At 68.6% G+C, this 18,976-nt stretch carries 17 protein-coding genes and 1 pseudogene; 8 read left to right on the top strand and 10 right to left on the bottom strand.

Annotated features, from left to right (window positions below; genetic code table 11):
• The first annotated feature begins 32 nt into the window (after nucleotides 1-32).
• From ACZ6SF_RS03040 to ACZ6SF_RS03020, 5 genes and pseudogenes are all read left to right on the top strand, one after another.
• Nucleotides 33-800, top strand: a complete 768-nt coding sequence (locus ACZ6SF_RS03040; RefSeq protein ID WP_466060255.1) for a TSUP family transporter — start codon at nucleotides 33-35, stop codon at nucleotides 798-800.
• A 93-nt stretch (nucleotides 801-893) separates the two neighbouring features.
• Nucleotides 894-2,399 carry a TldD/PmbA family protein gene (locus tag ACZ6SF_RS03035; RefSeq protein WP_466061318.1) on the top strand — a complete coding sequence of 502 codons (1,506 nt, stop codon included), beginning with the start codon at nucleotides 894-896 and terminating at the stop codon, nucleotides 2,397-2,399.
• A complete protein-coding gene (locus ACZ6SF_RS03030; RefSeq protein ID WP_466060254.1) occupies nucleotides 2,396-3,799 on the top strand; it encodes a metallopeptidase TldD-related protein in 1,404 nt (467 codons plus the stop codon). Before ACZ6SF_RS03035 ends, ACZ6SF_RS03030 begins: the two co-directional genes overlap by 4 nt.
• 88 nt (nucleotides 3,800-3,887) lie before the next feature.
• Entirely contained in the window at nucleotides 3,888-5,084 is a 1,197-nt protein-coding gene (locus ACZ6SF_RS03025) for an NAD(P)/FAD-dependent oxidoreductase (protein WP_466060252.1), read from the top strand.
• Between the two features lie 89 nt (nucleotides 5,085-5,173).
• A pseudogene (locus tag ACZ6SF_RS03020) lies at nucleotides 5,174-5,793 on the top strand (sigma-70 family RNA polymerase sigma factor).
• A 24-nt stretch (nucleotides 5,794-5,817) separates the two neighbouring features.
• Here ACZ6SF_RS03020 and map read toward each other — a convergent pair.
• The gene (map, locus tag ACZ6SF_RS03015; RefSeq protein ID WP_466061317.1) at nucleotides 5,818-6,582 is read right to left on the bottom strand and encodes a type I methionyl aminopeptidase; all 765 of its coding nucleotides are present in this window, start codon (nucleotides 6,580-6,582) and stop codon (nucleotides 5,818-5,820) included.
• Between the two features lie 73 nt (nucleotides 6,583-6,655).
• Between map and ACZ6SF_RS03010 the strand changes: the two genes are divergently transcribed.
• Nucleotides 6,656-6,919 (top strand): helix-turn-helix transcriptional regulator, encoded by a 264-nt coding sequence (locus ACZ6SF_RS03010; protein WP_357421500.1) that lies wholly within the window; start codon nucleotides 6,656-6,658, stop codon nucleotides 6,917-6,919.
• A gap of 3 nt (nucleotides 6,920-6,922) precedes the next feature.
• Here ACZ6SF_RS03010 and ACZ6SF_RS03005 read toward each other — a convergent pair whose 3' ends face one another.
• From ACZ6SF_RS03005 to ACZ6SF_RS02985, 5 genes are all read right to left on the bottom strand, one after another.
• Nucleotides 6,923-7,924, bottom strand: a complete 1,002-nt coding sequence (locus ACZ6SF_RS03005; protein WP_466060249.1) for a formamidase — start codon at nucleotides 7,922-7,924, stop codon at nucleotides 6,923-6,925.
• Nucleotides 7,921-9,417, bottom strand: coding sequence for an amidase (locus ACZ6SF_RS03000; protein WP_466060248.1), 1,497 nt, complete (start codon nucleotides 9,415-9,417; stop codon nucleotides 7,921-7,923). Before ACZ6SF_RS03000 ends, ACZ6SF_RS03005 begins: the two co-directional genes overlap by 4 nt.
• Nucleotides 9,414-10,769: a cytosine permease gene (locus tag ACZ6SF_RS02995; RefSeq protein WP_466060246.1), complete on the bottom strand. Its 1,356-nt coding sequence runs from the start codon at nucleotides 10,767-10,769 to the stop codon at nucleotides 9,414-9,416. The genes ACZ6SF_RS03000 and ACZ6SF_RS02995 overlap by 4 nt, the downstream gene beginning before the upstream one ends.
• Before the next feature lie 82 nt (nucleotides 10,770-10,851).
• Nucleotides 10,852-13,026 (bottom strand): amidase family protein, encoded by a 2,175-nt coding sequence (locus tag ACZ6SF_RS02990; protein ID WP_466060244.1) that lies wholly within the window; start codon nucleotides 13,024-13,026, stop codon nucleotides 10,852-10,854.
• A 128-nt stretch (nucleotides 13,027-13,154) separates the two neighbouring features.
• A complete protein-coding gene (locus tag ACZ6SF_RS02985) occupies nucleotides 13,155-13,952 on the bottom strand; it encodes a polysaccharide deacetylase family protein (RefSeq protein WP_466060242.1) in 798 nt (265 codons plus the stop codon).
• A gap of 238 nt (nucleotides 13,953-14,190) precedes the next feature.
• Here ACZ6SF_RS02985 and ACZ6SF_RS02980 point away from each other — a divergent pair, with 238 nt between their 5' ends.
• Both ACZ6SF_RS02980 and ACZ6SF_RS02975 read left to right on the top strand, forming a co-directional pair.
• Entirely contained in the window at nucleotides 14,191-15,504 is a 1,314-nt protein-coding gene (locus tag ACZ6SF_RS02980; protein ID WP_466060240.1) for a vWA domain-containing protein, read from the top strand.
• An 82-nt stretch (nucleotides 15,505-15,586) separates the two neighbouring features.
• Nucleotides 15,587-16,081 carry a GNAT family N-acetyltransferase gene (locus ACZ6SF_RS02975; protein WP_466060238.1) on the top strand — a complete coding sequence of 165 codons (495 nt, stop codon included), beginning with the start codon at nucleotides 15,587-15,589 and terminating at the stop codon, nucleotides 16,079-16,081.
• 31 nt (nucleotides 16,082-16,112) lie between these two features.
• Here ACZ6SF_RS02975 and ACZ6SF_RS02970 read toward each other — a convergent pair whose 3' ends face one another.
• The 4 genes from ACZ6SF_RS02970 to ACZ6SF_RS02955 form a co-directional block, all read right to left on the bottom strand.
• A complete protein-coding gene (locus ACZ6SF_RS02970) occupies nucleotides 16,113-16,316 on the bottom strand; it encodes a DUF397 domain-containing protein (RefSeq protein WP_466060236.1) in 204 nt (67 codons plus the stop codon).
• Nucleotides 16,313-17,197, bottom strand: coding sequence for a helix-turn-helix domain-containing protein (locus ACZ6SF_RS02965; RefSeq protein WP_466060234.1), 885 nt, complete (start codon nucleotides 17,195-17,197; stop codon nucleotides 16,313-16,315). Before ACZ6SF_RS02965 ends, ACZ6SF_RS02970 begins: the two co-directional genes overlap by 4 nt.
• Before the next feature lie 536 nt (nucleotides 17,198-17,733).
• Nucleotides 17,734-17,973: a hypothetical protein gene (locus ACZ6SF_RS02960; RefSeq protein WP_449998995.1), complete on the bottom strand. Its 240-nt coding sequence runs from the start codon at nucleotides 17,971-17,973 to the stop codon at nucleotides 17,734-17,736.
• 45 nt (nucleotides 17,974-18,018) lie between these two features.
• Nucleotides 18,019-18,975 (bottom strand): endonuclease/exonuclease/phosphatase family protein, encoded by a 957-nt coding sequence (locus ACZ6SF_RS02955; RefSeq protein ID WP_466060232.1) that lies wholly within the window; start codon nucleotides 18,973-18,975, stop codon nucleotides 18,019-18,021.
• Nucleotide 18,976 lies beyond the last annotated feature (1 nt).

Here is an 18,976-nt window from a genome sequence, read left to right as displayed (position 1 = left end):
GGAGGCGCCGGCCGTCTGATTTGCTGGCCCGCGTGGACGTGACCGACTGGATACTGCTGCTCTCGGCCGCCACCGCGGCCGGATGGGTGGACGCGGTGGTGGGTGGCGGCGGGCTGATCGTGCTGCCGACCCTGCTGCTCGTCGCCCCCGGCCTGGCCCCGCAGACCGCGCTGGGCACCAACAAACTGGCGGCGGTCGCCGGTACCGCCACCGCCGCGGCCACCTTCGCCCGCAAGGTGCCGATGCAGTGGCGGCTGCTGGTACCCGCCGCGACACTGGCGGCGGCGACCTCGGCGGCCGGGGCGGCGGCGGTATCGCTCATCGACCGCGACCTGTTCATCCCCATCGTGCTGGTGGTGCTGATCGGGGTGGCGATCTTCGTGACCGCCCGGCCGACGATCGGTATCACCCTGGCCACCCATCCACCGTCACGGCGTAAGACGATCCTGGTGATCGGCCTGGCGGCGGGGCTCATCGGCGCCTACGACGGATTACTGGGCCCGGGCACCGGCACCTTTCTGATCATCACCTTCGCGACCCTGCTCGGCACCGAATTCGTCCGCGCCGCCGCCATGGCGAAGGTCATCAACTGCGGTTCCAATATCGGGGCGCTGCTGTTCTTCGGCGCCACCGGGCATGTGCTGTGGGCACTGGGCGCGGCCATGGCACTGTCCAATATCGCGGGATCGGTGGTGGGTTCGCGGATGGCGCTGGCCCGGGGCGCGGAGTTCGTCCGGGTGGTGCTGCTGGTGGTCGTGGTGGCGATGGTGATCCGGCTCGGCTGGCAGCAGTTCGGCTGAGTGCCGCGCCCGGGACGGTCTCCGGGCACTAGGTTGGGCAGGGTGACTACGGCGACCTCCACCGGGCGGGGCGGGCAACCCCCCGGCCACGCAATCGATCCGGAATTCGCGGACCTACCGCTGGCGACGCTGGCCGACGCGGCGCTCTCGGCGGCGCGCGCCGCCGGCGCCGAGCACGCGGACCTGCGGGTGCACCGGCTGTGCACCCAGTCCGTCCGGTTACGGGACGGCCGCGTCGAGGCCCTCACCGATGAGGTCGAACTGGGTTTCGCGGTCCGGGTGATCGTGGACGGCACCTGGGGTTTCGCCTCACACGCCGCCCTGGATCCGGCCACCGCGGCCGAGGTCGCCCGGTCGGCGGTGGCGGTGGCGACCGGTTTGCGCGCCCTCAACCGCGAGCGCGTGGAACTGGCGCCGGAACCCCGGTACGAGGATGCCCGGTGGGTGTCGTCGTATCTGATCGACCCGTTCACCGTGCCCGCCGCCGAGAAGGTGGCGCTGCTCCAGGACTATTCGGGCCGGTTGTCGGCGGCCGACGGCGTCGATCATGTCTCGGCGGCCCTGCTGCAGGTGAAGGAGCAGACCTACTACGCCGATACCGCGGGGTCGTCGATCATCCAGCAGCGGGTGCGCCTGCAGCCGCAGTTCGAGGCGATCACCGTGGACAGCGCGTCCGGCGCGTTCGAGACCATGCGCACCCTGGCCCCACCGGTCGGGCGCGGCTGGGAGTACGTCACCGGGGCCGACGGGACCTGGGACTGGGATACCGAACTGACCCGCATCCCGGAGTGGCTGGCGGAGAAGGTGAAGGCGCCCAGTGTGGTCGCCGGGCCCACCGATCTGGTGATCGACCCGACCAACCTGTGGCTCACCATCCACGAATCCATCGGCCACGCCACCGAATACGACCGGGCCATCGGCTACGAATCGGCCTATGCCGGTACCTCCTTCGCGACCCCGGACCGGCTCGGCACCCTGCGCTACGGCACCCCGATCATGCACGTCACCGCCGACCGGGTGCAGGAACACGGCCTGGCCACCGTCGGCTACGACGACGACGGAGTGGCCGGGCAGAGCTGGGATCTGGTGCGCGACGGCGTGCTCGTGGGCTACCAGCTCGACCGCGTATTCGCGCCGCGGCTGGGCCTGGACCGCTCCAACGGCTGCTCCTATGCCGATTCCCCGCATCATGTCCCCATCCAGCGGATGGCGAACGTCTCGCTGCAACCCGATCCCGAGACCGATACCAGTACGGCGGATCTGATCTCGCGGGTCGGCGACGGTATCTACATCGTGGGCGACAAGAGCTGGTCGATCGATATGCAGCGCTACAACTTCCAGTTCACCGGCCAGCGCTTCTTCCGGATCCGCGACGGGAAACTCGACGGCCAGCTCCGCGACGTCGCCTACCAGGCCACCACGACCGATTTCTGGGGGTCGATGGAGGCCGTCGGCGGACCGTCGACCTGGCAGCTGGGCGGCGCGTTCAACTGCGGTAAGGCGCAGCCCGGACAGGTCGCCGCGGTCAGCCACGGCTGCCCGTCGGTGCTGGTCCGAGGCGTGAACGTACTCAACACCCGGACGGAGGCGCGACGATGACGGGCATCGGTGCGGGTGTACTGCCCGCGGGTGAGGTGGTCGACCGGGTACTCGCGCTGTCGCGGGCCGACGAGGCGATCGTCATCGTCACCGACGACTACGACGCGTCGCTGCGCTGGGCCGGTAACTCCATGACCACCAACGGGCAGTCGGTCTCGCGGCACTGGTCGGTGATCTCGGTGTACCGGGAGGGGCCGCGGACCGCTCGGGTCGGCAGTGTGGCCTCGACCAGCGTGGATCCCGCCGATATCGAAGGGGTGGTCCGCGCGAGCGAGGCCGCCGCGACCGCCGCCGAACCCGCGCGTGACGCCATGCCGCTGCTGGCGGCCGATATCGCCCCGCCGGCGCCGGATTGGGCGGACGCGCCCGCCGCGACCGGTATCGAGGTGTTCTCCGGTCTCGCGACCGGCCTGTCCGCCGGTTTCGACGGCGCCGACCGGCTCTACGGATTCGCCCACCACCAGGTGCAGACCACCTGGCTGGGCACCTCCACCGGGGTCCGCCGCCGCTACACCCAGCCCACCGGGTCGGTGGAGATCAACGGCAAACGCGGCGCGGGCGCGGAGCTGGCCAGCGCCTGGGTGGGCGCGGGCACCACCGATTTCGGCGATGTGGACATCCCGGCGCTGCTGGCGGAACTGTCGCGGCGGCTGGACTGGTCGGCGCGGCGGGTGGACCTGCCCGCCGGCCGGTACGAGACGCTGCTGCCGCCCTCGACGGTCGCGGATCTGCTCATCTATATGTACTGGTCGATGGAGGGGCGGGGCGCGCAGGAGGGGCATACCGCCTTCGCCGCGGCGGGCGGTACCCGGGTCGGGGAGAAGCTCACCGATATCCCGCTGACCCTGTCGTCGGATCCGGACGCCCCGGGCCTGCAGTGCCTGCCGTTCGTGGCCACTCCCGCGTCCTCGGAAACGCTGTCGGTCTTCGACAACGGGATGGCGGCGCGGCGGGTGGACTGGTTGCGTGACGGCGCGATCGCCGATCTGGTGTATCCGCGCGCCACCGCCGCCGACTACGACGCCTCCCCCACCGTCCCGGTGGGCAACCTGCTGCTCACCGGCGGTTCGGAGGCCACACTGGACGAGATGATCGCCCGCACCGAACGCGGTCTGCTGCTCACCACCCTCTGGTACATCCGCGAGGTGGACCCGGCGACCCTGCTGCTCACCGGCCTCACCCGCGACGGGGTGTACCTGGTGGAGAACGGAGAGGTCACCGGGGCGGTGAACAATTTCCGGTTCAACGAGAGCCCGCTGGATCTGCTGCGCCGGGTCACCGAGGCGGGGGCCACCGAGCAGACGCTGCCCAGGGAGTGGAAGGACTGGTTCACCCGCACGGCGATGCCACCGCTGCGGGTGCCCGATTTCCATATGTCCTCGGTCAGCCAGGCGACCTGACCCAGCCGGAAGTGATCCACGTCACCACCTGTCACACGCCGCGGTTCCCCGGTGTCTCATGCTCGACCCCCTGAAGCGAGGAGACATCATGTCGGAGAACACCGAGGTAGTCGTGATCGGCGGTGGCTATGCCGGCGTCCTGGCCGCCAACCGGCTGACCCAGCGCGACGATGTGACCGTGACCCTGATCAACCCGCGCCCGGATTTCGTCGAGCGGATCCGCCTGCATCAGCTGGTGGGCGGTTCCGACGACGCGGTCGTCCCGTATCGCGAGGTCCTCGCCGAACGGGTCGGGCTGGTGGTGGACACCGTCACCCGTATCGACGCCGCCGGTCGCACGGTGGAACTGGCCGCCGGCGGCGCCCGGCGTTACGACTATCTGATCTACGCCGTCGGCAGCGGCAGCGCCGATCCCGGTATTCCCGGGGCGGCCGAATTCGCCTATCCGATCACCACCTACGAGGAGGCGCGGCGGCTGCTGCCGGTGGTGGCACAGGCGCCCGCGACCGCGCCGGTGACAGTGGTCGGCGCCGGTCCGACCGGTATCGAAACGGCCGCCGAACTGGCGGAACGGGGCCGCCCGGTGACCCTGGTCTGCGGCCGGGTGCTCGGCCCGTACCTGCACGCGCGGGGGCGGCGTTCGGTCGCGAAACGGCTGGCCCGGCTGGGCGTCACCGTGCTCGAAGGGCCCGACGCCCGGGTGACCGCCGTGACGCGGGAGGCGGTGCGGTTGCGTGACGGCCGCGAGCTGCCGAGCGCGGTGACCATCTGGACCGCCGGTTTCGGTGTCCCGGATCTGGCGGCCCGCAGCGGGCTGAGCACCGACGAGGCCGGGCGTCTGCGCACCGACGAAACGCTGACCAGTGTCACCGACAACCGGATCATCGGAGCCGGGGACAGTACCGCCCCCTCGGATCTGCCGTTCCGGATGAGCTGCCAGTCGGCCACCAGGATCGGCGCGCATGCCGCCGATACCGTGCTCGCCCGGATCGCCGGCCGCACCCCCGCACCGATCGACCTGGGCTTCTTCGGGCAGTGCATCAGCCTGGGGCGCGCCGCCGGCATCTTCCAGTTCGCCTCGCGCGACGACGCCGCCAACCGGTATTTCGTCGCGGGCGGCGCCGGGGCCAGGCTCAAGGAGTTCGTCTGCGTCCATACCGTCGGGCATCTGGCGGCGGAGGCGCGCAAACCCGGTTCACTGCGGTGGGTCGCCGACGGTAAACGCGCCGCACTCGTGGCGAACCGCCGGGCAGCGACCGCGACCGTCCGCGAACCCGCGGCCTGACTCCTCCGGCGTCCGGACCCGTCGATCACGGGTCCGGACGACCCGTTCCGCGCCCGGGCGCACCGCACCCCCAGAAAGGGACCGACATCATGGGCAACCCCGTCGGCGATACCGCGACCGAGACCTTCGTCGCCCACCGCAATCTGCTGTTCACCGTCGCCTACGAAATGCTCGGTTCCGCGGCCGACGCCGAGGACGTGCTGCAGGAGACCTGGTTGCGGTGGGTCGAGGTCGATCTCGCGCAAGTGCAGGATCAGCGCGCGTATCTGGTCCGGATCACCACCCGCCAGTCGCTGAACCGGCTGCGATCCATGAACCGCCGCAAGGAGTCCTACGTCGGCCAGTGGTTGCCCGAACCGCTGCTCACCACGCCGGATGTCGCGGAGAACGCCGAACTCGCCGATAGCGTGTCGATGGCGCTCATGCTGGTGCTGGAGACGTTGTCGCCGACCGAGCGCGCGGTATTCGTGCTGCGTGAGGTCTTCGATTTCGGTTACGACGAGATCGCCGACGCCGTGGGAAAGACCGCGGCGCCGTCGAATTCACGGTGATCAACGGCAGTCCCGCGTTCGTCGTCAAGGTCGACGATGTCCTGGACGGCATCCTGGCGTTCCGCTTCGAGCAGGGCCGCATCCGCGGTCTCTACTTCGTCCGCAATCCGGAGAAGCTGACCCATATCGAGTCGGAGACCACCCTCACCCTGCGGTGAGGGGCGCGTCTGCGGCACTCCCCCTCAGGCCGCGGTGAGCACCCGCGGCCCGTCGGCGGTGATGGCGACAGTGTGCTCGGAGTGCGCGGTGCGCGATCCGTCCGCGGAGCGGAGCGTCCATCCGTCGGGGTCGGTGTAGATCCGGTCGGTGGTCCTGGCGAACCACGGTTCCAGGGCGATCACCAGGCCCGGCTTCAGCGGATAGCCGCGCCCCGCCCGGCCCGCGTTGGATACGTGCGGGTCCTCGTGCATGGTGCGTCCCAGCCCGTGCCCGCCGAATTCGGTGTTCACCGGGTAGCCGTGCCGCCGCGCGACCGCCTCGATGGCGGCCGAGATATCGCCGATCCGGCGCCCGGCCTGTGCGGCGTCGATACCCGCGCGCAGAGCCTCCTCGGTGGCCAGCACCAGCCGCTGATCTTCCGGATCCGGCGTCCCGACGATGATCGTGGTGGCGGCGTCGGCCACCCAGCCGTCGATGCCCAGGGCCAGATCCATGGTCAGCACGTCGCCGTCGCGCAGGTCGTAGTCGAACGGCAGCCCGTGCAGTACCGCGTCGTTCACCGACAGGCAGACGGTGTTGCGGAACGGGCCCCGCCCGAACGACGGCGAATAATCCCAGTAGCAGGACTGCGCGCCCCGGTCCCGGATCCGCTCCCGCACGATTGCCTCCAGCTCGAGCAGGTTGACCCCCACCCCGGCCTTGGCCCGCAATTCGGCCAGGATCTCGGCCACGAACGCGCCCGCGACTCCGATCCGGTCGATCTCCTCGGGTGTTTTCAGTTCCACCATGACAGCCTCCAGAATCATCGGTATTTCTATACCGTCCTTGCGGTACATTAATACCACTTCTAAGCTGGAGCGCATGGTCCGCCTCCCCCTGACCCCTTCCCAGATCGATGCCGGCCGCCGCCTCGGCGTCCGATTGCGCACCGCCCGCGACGGCCGGGACCTGGCCGATGTCGCCCGCGCGGCGGGTATCTCCCCCGAGACCCTCCGGAAGATCGAAACCGGCCGCCTCCCCTCTCCCGGATTCGGCACGGTGGTCTCCCTCAGCCGCGTCCTCGAACTCCCCCTCGAGGAACTCGCCGAGATCTGGACGGCCGACAACCTCGCCGAATCCGCCTGACCGCTAGCGCGCGCGGACTTCGGCCGGCACACCCCAGCCCGCGCCCGTCCCGTCCACATGACGGACCTCGGATTCCCACGGCACCCGGTACACGCCCTCCGTCAGGTCCCGCATGAAGGTGTACGGGCAGTCGCGCGCGCCGCCTTCGACGGCGGAGTATCCGCGGTGCCCGAGCTGGTAGATATTGTTCTCCACGCCCCAGGTCCGCCGGGCCTGGTCCGCGCGCGCCGGGACCACCTCCGCGGTGACCACCCGGTCGGGTGTTCCGTCCCCGTGCACCAGAATCGTGCCGTCGATATCGCAGACCATCGCCTCGCCCTGCGACCAGATGTTGTTGCCGTCCGGTCCGGCCAGCGCCACCGAGGCGGTGTAGGCCAGGTTCTGGAACGCGTTCGCCTGATTGGTGATCTGCCAGGCCTGCCGGATCGGGTAGGTGTAGCCGGCCGTCCGCAGGATGACGTTCGCGCCCTTGTAGGCGGCCTCCCGTGCCATCTCGGGCAGCATGCCGTCGTGACAGATGATCAGCGCCAGTGTCGACCCCGCCGGTCCCTCGCAGACGGGGATACCCAGGTCGCCCGGCGCCCACGGTTCGGCGGGTACCCAGGGATGCATCTTGCGGTAGTACAGCCGTTCCCGGCCGGTGTCGTCGATGACGATCCCGCTGTTCCAGGGCGCTCCCGCGGGGTTGCGTTCCATGATCGAGAAGCACCCCCACACCCCGGCCTCGCGGCAGGCCTCGGCGAGCAGCGTCATCTCGGGGCCGTCCCGGTCGCACAGCAGTGCGTCGTCGAGCCAGGTCTGCGGGTCGAGCCCGTTGATGCTGTATTCCGGCAGGACCACCAGATCGATGGTCGGCATACCTGCCTTGGCGCCCCGCACGATGCCCGCCAGCCGCTCGGCGGTGGCCGGCAGATCGCCGGGTTCGCGAATGGTGGGCACGCGCGCCTGTACCAATCCCAGGACCAGCGCGCCCGGTGTCGGGTTGAGTCCGTCGAGTCCGCTCATCGGGCGGGATACTCCTCTCCTATCGCACCGGCCGCCGGTGACCCGAGTTCCGGCCACAGGTGCTGCCACGGCTTTTCCTGTTCGTAGAGCGCCGCCGCCGCGAGCACCGCGGCGTCGCCCAGATGCGGGCCGACGATCTGCAGACCGACGGGCAATCCGTCGGCGGTGAATCCCGCCGGCACCGAGATCGCGGGCTGTCCGGACCAGTTGAAGATATTCAGGAAACCCAGCCAGCTCCCGGCATCCACCATCCGGCCGTCGATCAGCTCGGGGCCCTGGATACCGATCGGGAACGCGGGTGCGGCCAGGGTCGGTGTGATGAGGAGGTCGTAGTTCCGCATGAACCGCCACAGCTGGTTGACCACGCGTTTGCGCATCATCTGCGCGGTCGTGAACTCCTCCGCTGTCCAGGGCTTTTCGATGAGATCGACGAGATGCGGGGACATGCGGTCCCGATGCTGTGCCACCAGCCCGCGCATACCCACCAGATCGCTGTCGGCCATGACGATCGACCAGATATAGGACCGCGGGTCATCGATTCCCGGATCGGCCTCGACCACCGTGGCGCCCAGGGTCTCGAAGGTCTCGACCGCCGCCGCCACGGTCGACCGGACCCGCGGATCGACCGGCAGATAGCCGAGGTCGGCCGAATAGGCGATGCGTTTTCCGGCCAGTCCCCCGGCCGCAGGCCCGGAAACCGCTGCGCGCCAGTCGACGTCACCGGCGGGCAGGGAATGCCGGTCGCGGGGATCCGGTCCGGCGATCACCGACATGAGCAGCGCCGCGTCCGCGACGGAGCGCGTCATCGGGCCGATGTGCTCGATGGTCTCCCAGCTCGACATACCGGGGAATCGCTCGTCCCGGCATCCGGGGTAGAGCGGGACCCGGCCCATCGATGCCTTGTATCCGACCAGCCCGCACAGCGACGCGGGAATCCGGACCGACCCGCCGCCGTCACTGCCCAGGGCGAGCGGCGACATACCGGTGGCGACCGCCACCGCGGAGCCCGCCGAGGAGCCGCCGGGAGTCAGTGCGGGGTTCCACGGGTTGCGGGCCGGTGGCGACACCGGGCTGTGACCGGCCGCGCTGTACCCGAACTCGGGAACGGTGGTCTTGCCCAGAATCACCGCTCCGGCGTTCTTGACCCGCTCCACGACGATATCGTCCTCGTCGGGAATCCAGTCCCCGTAGACGACCGACCCGTTCCGGGTCGGTACTCCCGCGGTGGCGATCAGATCCTTGACCGCGATCGGCACTCCCGCCAGCGGTCCCGGGTCGTCACCGCGGGCGAAGGCCGCGTCCACTTCGGCCGCCTGCGCCCGCGCCATCGAATCGGTGCGTTCGACGAAGGCGTGCAGACTGCCGTCGAGAGCGTCGACCCGGGCGAGCGCGCTCTCCACGACGTCGGTCGCTGTCATCCGGCCGTCGCGGATCGACGCGGCGATCTCCACCGCCGACATTCCGGCCAGTGCGGTCTCGGAGGCGAGTGTCATTGCGCTACCTCGGTTTCTGTCGTATCGGCGACCGCGGTGCGGCCGGCCCGTTCCGGGACGACCGCCTCGACGACGAGGTACGCGACGACCGCGCACACCATTCCGACGAGGGCTTCGCTCAGTTGCGGCGCCCAGTGGTGCACCGCGTAGGCGCAGGCGGCGCCGATGAACCAGGCGACGAACGGCTGGGCCCGCAGACCTGTGATCGTGCGCGCGGCCGCGCGGCGGGTGATCAGCTGATCGACGATCAGCACCGCGCCGATCGAGGGCACGAAGATACCGAGCAGATTGAGCCAGGTGGCGAAATGGCTCCACACCCCGGCCAGCGCGATCACCACACCCACGGCCCCGAGGATGATGGTCAGCAGCCGCATCTTCGACCCGGTGAGCTGGCTCCACCCGACCGCGCCGTTGTACAGGCAATGAGCGCAGACCGATCCGAGGTTCACGAAGACGAAGACGACCGCGAGAACGGTCAGCACCGCACCGTGATCGGTGAGGATCGGCAGGAAATCACCGCCGTTGGCGGCCGGGTTCACGGCGGCGCCCGCGGCCACGACGATCGCGCCGACGATCATGGCGATCGCGTTGGCGACGGGAAACGCGCTGAAGGTGGCGACGACGGCTTCCCTGCCGTTGCGGGACCAGCGGGTGAAGTCGGCGGTCATCGTTCCGGAGTCGACGAAACCGGCGACCACGATCGAGATCGCCGCGCCGACCGAGAGCACCGTCGCATCACTCGCGCCCTGGTAGGAGGTGATCGCACCGATACCGTCGGAGCGCGTCGCGATCACCACGGCGACGATCCCGAGGGCGATGAACAGCGGCGCCGCGATGAGGCCGATGATGGTCAGCGCGCGGATGCCGATAAAGGTGATACCGATGTACAGCAGGCCCGCGACCAGGGCGAGCAGCGTGGCATTCCAGCCGAGTGAGGTTTCCAGGGTCGCGCCGGTCAATCCCGTCTGGAAGGCGAACCAGCCGATCACGACCGTCGACAGGAAGCCCGCCACGATCTTCGCCCCGTTCCGGCCGAACGTTTCGGCCGCACTGAGCGCGAAGTTCTTACCGGTGGTGCCCGCGAGATAGGACAGCGCGCCGACGTAGGCGAACAGGACGAGATTGCCGATCAGGATGGACAGCACGCCCTTCCAGAAGCCCAGTCCGTAGGCGATGGTCCCGCCGAAGATGGCGGAGGTGAGGACCATCGGGAATCCGAACCACACCGCCGATACCGAGAACACCGACCGCCGATGCGATTCGGGGACCGGGACATTCTCGAATTCCTCCTCGAGCCCGGTGTGTTTATCCGGTTCCACCGCCGGTGTTTCGTCGATACGCGTTGTTGTCATGCGAGACCATCCTTTGTCGAACGAGAAGCGCCGAGGCGCCGAAGATTCCGTCCAGGTCACCGTTGACGTGGAAAATCTGTGATCAGCGGGAAGCCGAGGACGTCGATATCGCCGGCCGCCGCGGCCTCGCGGCCAGCTCCCACGCCCGCGCGAAACGCAGCAGCGAGAGCTCCGACAGCGGCCGGCCCAGCACCTCCAGGCCGATGGGCAGGCCCGAATCGGTGAAACCGGCCGGGATACTCATCGCCGGCAGCGAGGTCTGGGAGGCGATCACGGTGTTGGTGGGAAAGTCGAGCGCGGTCCAGCGTTTCGCTTCCAGTTCGGCCCGCGTCGGGGCCGGGACCTGAACCGTCGGGTAGACCAGGAAGTCCACACCGGCCTCCGCCATCATCGAGACGAGGACCCGCCGCCATTGCTCCTGACGCAGCCGCCCCCGGAGGTAGACCGGGTCGTCGCCGGGTTCGTCCGGGCCGGAGACGAGATCCCCGAACAGGTCGGTGAGCGGGTGGAACCGCCCGGCCGCGACGATCTCGTCCACCGATGCGGCCGGGGCGCCGGGGCGCCGCGCCAGGAAATCGTTGATGTCCTTCCTGGAGCAGCGCGTGTAGAGCGACGTCTCCGCGATCCACGAGGGCAGGTCCGCGAGGCGCACCCCGTCGACCACCTCGGTGCCCAGCCTGCCGAGATGCTCGATCGCCGCCCGCACGACGGCGTTCGTCGATTCCTGGTCGGGTCCGGCGCCGAAGGCGTCGGTGAGCACGCCGATCCGGAAGGTGCGCAACAGTTCCGCGTTCACCTCGCCGACCCCGGCGGCGTAGTTCCCGATGTCCGGATGAGCCGTCGCGATACCGGTGTACGGATCGGTGGAGTCGTACCCGGCGATGCTGTCGAGCACGGCCGCCAGATCGGGGACCGTACGCGCCATGGGCCCGGGGGTGTCCTGGAAGTGCAGCAGCGGCGAGAAGCCGGTGCGGGGAATGAGCCCCGTCGTGACCCGCAGGCCGAAGAGATTGGTGAACGAAGCCGGTAGCCGGATCGATCCGCCGGTGTCCTCGCCGATACCGACGAGACACAGGTTGGCGGTGACCGCCGCCGCGGTCCCGGCGCTCGATCCCCCGGTCTCCCGGTCGGTGTCGTACGGGTTCTTGGTGTGGCCGGTCCGGGACGAGAACGAGAACCAGCCCGCGGCGAAATCACACATCGCGGTCTTGCCGAGGATGACCGCGCCCGACTCCCGGAGGCGCCGGACGACCGCGGCATCGGTGTCGGGTAGGTAATCGGCGAAGACCTCGGACCCGAAGGACGTCGGTATACCGCGTGTCTCGCCCTGATCCTTGACCAGAACCGGAACGCCGTGCAGCGGTCCGGCGAATTCGCCCGTCCGCGCGTACCGCTCGTCCAGTCGCGCGGCGTCGGCCAAGGCGTCCGGGTTGAGCGTGACCACGGAGTTCAGTTGCGGGCCGTCCGGATTACCGGTCGAGTCGATTTCCTCGATCCGGTCCAGATACCAGCCGGTGAGTTTCGCGCTGGTGGTCTCGCCGCGCTCGATCATCCGGTGGAACGACGCGATCGACAATTCCTCGTAGTCCACCGTGGCGGCGTCCGATCCGTGTGGTTCTCCGAGCGCGCCGATGATGGCCTCCGCGGTTGTTTCGATGTGATACCTGGTGGCGTCGAGGAGGGCATCGAGTTTCCGGCCGGCCATCAACCCGATCATGTGCTCGTGGTCCTGCCGGGCGTCGTCCAGGTTGTGACCCGCCGAGGCGTAGATCGCCATATAGGGCTGGATCCGGTCCCAGATGTTGTGGATCAGCTCGATGAGATAGCGGCTGCGGGCATGACTGTAGAAGGTCTGGTGGAAGGTGCGATTGAGCTCACGCCAGGCGTCCGGGGCGATCGCGGGATCGTTCATTTCGTCGAGAACGGCCCGCATGGCGGCTATTCCGTCCTCGTCCAGCCGGGGCAGCGCCCATTCGGTGGCGAGGAGTTCCACCGTCAGCCTGATGGCGAACAGTTGCCGGATCTCCTCCGCGTCGAGCGCCGTCACCGTGACCGCCCGCCGGTCGAAGGCGACCAGCCCTTCGAACTGCAGCCGCTTCAACGCTTCCCGGGTCGGCATGGTCGACACTCCGGCCGACTGGGCCAGCGAACGGATCGATACCCGGGTTCCCGGTTTGATGCGCCCTTCCAGGATCCTGCGGCGGAACTGCTGATACACCGTGTCCGCCACGGTCCGTTCCATCGGCTCCGCGGTCATGTGATATCACCTCACCTTCACTTCCCGGCGTGATCACACTCGGGGAAGTCTGGTGGGGCGTCATGTCATGGCGGTTCGGATCGCGTTACGGCCTCGTGACCAAGACCGCACGGGCCACCGGCGTCCGGTCAGGCGAGGGTGAGGACGTCGTCGAGGGTGACCAGCGCGAGTTTCCGTTCACGGATGATGTCCACCAGTTGCCCGTAGCAGCGGGTGACAGGAAGGAAGTTGGCGTGCCCGATGACGATCGTCTGCGGAGTGAAGTATTTGTGGGCGCATTCGATGAGGTACTGCTCGGTGATATACCCGGAATCGGACAGGGACCCGTACCACATCACCGGCACCCGGTACCCGAGATCGGCGGCGATCCGGTCCACCGCGTCGTTGTGCCGGCCGAAGGGCGGACGATAGTAGGGCGCACCGCTCACCCCGAAAGTGTTGTTCAGGAACATCTTGCAGCGCGAGAGTTCGTCGGCGACCTCCATCTCCGGCAGCGAGGTGAGATCGGCGTGGTCCCAGGTATGGTTGGCGAGCTGGATCTGGCCGGATTCCACCAGCGGTCGCAAGGCGTCGCGATGCTCGGTCCAGGCGGGGTAGTAACCGGTGACGAAGAAGGTGAAGCGCGCGCCGGTGTCCTTCGCGAACTGGATGTAGGCGCCCACGACCTCCGCGCTCGCGCCGTCGTCCACGGTGAGTGCCATCGCGCTGCCGGGGCCCGGCAGGGCGGTGATGGTCGCGGGCGGTATCGGTGTTCTCGGCCCGCCCGGCGGAGGCGGCAGCAGTGGCGGTTCGACGGCCGCGGGAACCCGCACCTCCGGCGCCACCGGCCGCTCGGCAACCACCGGGTCGCCCTGCGCCCGCTGGCAACCTGTCAGCGCCACCGCGGTACCCGCGGCCAGTATCGCCAGCATCGAACGCCTGTCCATCGCCTCCCCGATCATGTCGACTCAACCGAAAATGCCATTAGACGTGCATTGATGCGCACATGAACTCTACCGGCGCATGCGGCGGGCACCCGGGAACGCCACGCGGCCGGCCGCCGCCGACACCGCCGATCCGAATCGAACGCCCGACTCTCGGATAACTCACGGCAAACCCGGCCGCAACGAAACGGCGGTCCCCCGCGATTTCCACTGAGCCGACACATCCCGCCGGAGGGAATCCATGTCCACCACGCACCTGATCAAGGGCCAGAATGCCCGGCTCGCCGATACCGATCTCACCGTCACGATCGATATCACCGCCGCGGCGGATCTCTGCGCGCTACTGGTCACCGCCGACGGATCGGTCCGGTCCGACGACGACTTCGTCTTCTTCGACCAGCCGTCCGCCCCGGGCGTCCGCCTGCGGCCCGGTACCGCGGGCCGGTCCGAGCATGTGGCCCTCTCGCTCGGCGCGCTGCCCGCCGAGATCGACCGGGTCCGCGTGGTCGTATCGATGGACGCCGCCGGTGCGACCTTCGGCCCTTCCGGACCGCTCCACGCGCATATCACCGATTCCTCCGGCTCCCGGTGTCATTCCTTCCGCATCGAGGGACTCGATACGGAATCGGTGGTGATCGCTGTCGAGATGTACCGGCACGCGGGCGGTTGGAAGGTCCGGGCGGTGGGCCAGGGCTACGCCGGCGGCCTCGCCGCGCTGGCGACCGACCACGGGATCACCGTGGACGAGGCCCCGGCGACCACCCCGGTCCCGGACACCCCGCCGCTGATCCCGGCCGCGGGCCGCGCGGGACACGGGCTCGGCCAGGACATCCGAGCGGTTCGCGGCGAGGAACAGCTCTCGTTCGAGAAGCGGCAGCAGCTCGATCTCCGCAAACGCGCGGTCACGAAGGTCCTGCTGGACAAGGGCGCGGTCGGGGTGCGGGCCCGGGTTGTCCTGGTGATCGACAAAACCGGGAGTATGCGCCGCCTGTACTCCGGGGGCACGGTCCAGCGCATTGTCGAGCGCATGATCCCGGTCGCGGTCCAGCTCGACGACGACGGGAAACTCGAGCCCTACCTCTACGCCGCCGATTACGCCCGGCTGCCGGACGTCACGATCGAGAAGGCGGATGCCTGGTGCGCCGAATTCCTTCACCTGCGGGGCCATCACGGCGGGATCGATTACGGCGAGCTGGGCGGATCCAACAACGAGTTGCCTATCATGCGTGAGGTCATCGCTTCCGTCGCCCGCCACAGCGAACCCACCCTGATCCTGTTCTTCACCGACGGCGGATTCCGTGAGAAATCCAAGATCGGCGCCCTCCTGCGCGAAGCGTCGGCACTGCCGGCCTTCTGGCAGTTCATCGGCCTCGGGAAGGCGGAGTACGGCGTGCTGCGGAACCTGGACACCATGACCGGCCGTCGCGTCGACAACGCCGGATTCTTCGCGGTCGACGATATCGACGCCGTGACCGACACCGACCTCTACAACCGGCTGCTCGGCGAATTCCCCGACTGGCTCCGCGCGGCGCGTGCCGCCGGCATCACGAGATGACTCCGGGTCCGGGCCGCACCGGAAGAACGAACCCCGCCGTCCACCTTCCCCCGGCCGGTGACACCGGGGGAAGGTGGTGACCATGGATATCGACGAGGTCCACATCCACCGCCTCGGCCCCGGCGATTGGCCCCGTTTCCGCCGCATCCGGCTGCTGGCCCTCGCCGAGGCCCCCTACGCCTTCGGTTCCACCCTGGCGGAAGCCGAGGCACGCACCGACCAGGGCTGGTGCGACCTTCTCGCCGCCCGGACGCAGTTCCTCTGCACCACCGGCGATCTCGATCTCGGCACGGTCGGCGCCGTCGCCGAGGGCGACGGCGCGCACCTGATCTCGATGTGGGTGGCACCCGATGCACGCGGCGCCGGTGTGGGGGACCTCCTCGTCCGATCGGTGATCGACTGGGCGAGGGCCGGCGGTCACCCCGCTGTCCGCCTGGAGGTCTCCGACGGCAACGATATCGCCGAACGCCTCTATCACCGCCACGGCTTCCGCCGCACCGGTGTCACCGCGACCATTTCCCCCGAGGATCCGCGCCTGGAGTTCGAGATGCGGCTCGCGCTACCGCCGAACCCGTAGCGCGCCCGGAGCCGGGATCGGAGTCCGCGAATCAGTGTGGATCGAAATTCCCGGACTTGGCCGCACCGAGAAATGCGTCCCACTGCCCGGCGTCGAAGATCAGGGCGGGGCCGGACGGGTTCTTGCTGTCACGCACCGCGACCGAGCCCCGCGCAATATGGGCGGCCTCGACACAATCCTGACCGCCCGCGCTGTGTGAACTCTTGAACCATCGCTCGCCGGACAGGTCGATCATCTGAACTCCTTCGAGGCCCGTAGCATCAGGTCACGCGATGCCACCGCCGACAACGCTACACGTCGAAGCGTCTCCGCCTCGTGAGAGAATCGGGTCACCTCCGCGCCGCTCTCGATATAGAGATTTCCCGTCAATCCTTCCATGTAGACGACGGGAGGCGACTCGAGACCAGAACTACGAAGAGGCGGAAACTCGAACAGAACAAAGCTGTTTCCCGCCAATCCGACCGGATTCGTCTCAGCGAACGCCACGACCCGAACATCGACGGAATCGCTTTCCGATACCCGGAGAAGGTGCCCGAGCTGTTCGCCGATGACCGATGAGCTCCCCACCTTCCGGCGGATCACGGCCTCGGACAGAATTGCCTCGAAGCGGAACTCTTCCCGATCCAGCGATACCTGCCTCTCGGCGAGCAGATCGAGGTGGCGCTCCACTTCGTCGGGTGAACCGTTCGGCAGGAACGCCCAGGTCATTGCCCGGCGATATTCCCGTGTTTGAAGCAGGCCCGGTACCACCGCCGTCTGCCACGACGTCACACGGTCGGCCGCCTCCTCGAGCGCCAGATAGTGATCGAAACCTTGCGCGATGGCATCCGAATACGCCCGCCACCAGCCCGATCCGGAGGCCGGGCTCACCCGGATCTCCCGCGCCAGATCGAGCAGGAGCCGACGCTCGTCATCGGTCGCCCGGTAGGCATTGGCGAGAGCGTTGAGTGCCATATCGGTCACCTTGGTGATACGGCCGTCCTCCAACCGGCCGTAGGACTGCGGGCTGGTCTCGGCGATTCGCGACGCCGCCGCCTGACTCATATCGATGCGTTCCCTGAGTTTTCGCAACTGCTGCCCCAGTGCGCGGCGCGGAAGCGTCGATCCCATGGCCATGATCGTTCCCCTTGCTAATCGGATGAGCGGAATATGGAATGCCCCGCGATGGAAGGCGGGTGATTTCCGGCGAAATATCCACGAGGCCGCTGTGAATTCCGTTGCGGCAACGCTCTACTCATAGGGCGCCCGGTGCGGGCCCCTCCCCCAATGGCCCTGGGGGAACATCGACCCGATGCCTGGAGTGCGGAGGGCCGGTGGTCCGTATCGACCACGCCGACAGCGGTTTCGGACCCCGCACCGGGTGCGCACCAAGACTATGCCAGGAGCATCACCGATGTGTCGAGCAATCGTGTATCTGAAAGCGGAACTGGTCGCCACGGCCGCCGCGCGCGAGCATCGCCACTATTGCGGCGATCGACCGGTAGGCAGTGCCACGACGCGCATCGATAGCGCCGCTCGCGATCGGCCCGCTGGGGTGCGGTCGGCGGGAGCATCCGGCTGAAATCGCCGCAATAGTTCCCCGCGGAGCAATCCAGCAGCGATCGGTCTCGGATAGGAGAACCCCGGCGTCTCGCGCCGGGGTTCGGAGTCACTCAGTTCTTGTTGCGTTTGGAGGTCGTGGATTTCGACTTCTTGCTCTTCGACTTCCCGTCGCTGTCCGGTTCCCATTCGTAGCCGGGCGTGCCTTTCTCGCAATAGGAATTGTCGACCTTGGTATCGGTGGCATCGAATTCACACCAGCGGTCGTTGCTGCACGCCACCGAGCCGAAACCGGCGGCGAGGGCGATGACCGTGGTGCAGGTGAGGGTGCGCAGGCGGGTGCGGGAGGACATGTTCTCTCCTGGAAATGGCGGGAAGGAATCGCGGGAGGACGGAAGTCAGGGGGTGGTCAGGCGGAGGCGGGCGAGCACGGCACGGTGATCGGAGCCCGGGACGGTGAAGGTGCTGATGTGTTCGGTGGTGCCGCCCGAGACAAGTATGTGATCGATTCCGATCACCGGACCCCAGGATCGGTCGGCCGGATAGGTCAGCAGCCGGCCTGCTCCCGCCTGATCCGCGGCCGCGGCGAAGTCACCGCTCACCAATTGCCGGAAGGCGGCGTGATCGCTGGTCGCGTTGAAGTCCGCGCCGACCACCGCCGGCCCGTCCGTGCCGCGCAGGAGGGTATCGGCGGCACGCATCTCGGTCAGCCAGGCCGCGTGGTCGATATTCGGCGGCAGCGGATGGAACGCGAACACCGTCACCGGGCCGAGCTCCGGGTGGGTGAGCGTCGCGGAGAGGTTGCCGAGTACGAATTCCTGGTGTCGCACGGGGTCGGAGAGCGGGAACCGGCTGTAGATACCGGTGCCGCCGCCCCCGTCCCCCGGATCCAGATAGTGATGGGGCAGCAGCGAATCGAGTCCGGCGGCACTCAGATTCGCCACCGCGGAGTCGGTCAGCTCGTTCACGGTCAGCACATCCACCTGCCGGTCCCGCACCGCCGCCACGAGGGTGCCCGCGTCGGCGCCGCCGAACAGCAGATTCGACTGCAATACCGTCAGCTCCGCGCCCGCACCGGTGGCGGCGCGCCCGTCGGCCACGAACAGCGGCACCTGGGTCCACAGCACACCGGTGAGCACGATCCCCGCCGCGGCGGCACTGCGCCAGCCCCGGGCGGCCACGAACAGCACCGGCGCGGCGAGCGCCCCGAGCATCAGATACGTCGCCCCGGAGGCCAGCAGAATCAGCTCCCGCCGCTGCCATCCACCCAGATAGAGCCCGATCCCGAGCACTCCGGCCAGCAGCGCACACCACCCCGCGCCGAGTACGACCCGGCGGACAACTCTGTGCGTCATA

This window comes from Nocardia sp. NPDC049935, assembly GCF_055586645.1.
This window is presented reverse-complemented; position numbering and strand designations above follow the sequence as displayed.